Source organism: Streptomyces sp. A012304, assembly GCF_026008495.1.
In the GTDB taxonomy this organism is placed as follows: domain Bacteria; phylum Actinomycetota; class Actinomycetes; order Streptomycetales; family Streptomycetaceae; genus Streptomyces.
Window position 1 is genome coordinate 1 of record NZ_BQUN01000193.1, and the last position, 221, is coordinate 221.

The 221-nt window shown below is 72.9% G+C and carries 1 protein-coding gene; it reads right to left on the minus strand.

Features of this window, described 5'->3' with window-relative positions; translation table 11 throughout:
• On the minus strand, positions 1–221 hold a 221-nt coding region (locus ALMP_RS39580), incomplete at both ends, for a lyase family protein (protein WP_264936840.1).

Here is a 221-nt window from a genome sequence, read left to right on the forward strand (position 1 = left end):
GCCTGCACCGGCGGCAGGTTGATCTCGCCCAGGCCGGCGCGCGGCCCGGACGACAGCAGGCGCAGGTCGTTGCAGCTCTTGGACAGCTTCACGGCGATCCGCTTGAGCACACCGGACATCTGCACGAACGCGCCGCAGTCCTGCGTGGCCTCCACCAGGTTGGCGGCGGTGACCAGCGGCAGCCCGGTGATGGCGGCGAGGTGGCGGCGGGCCGACTCGGC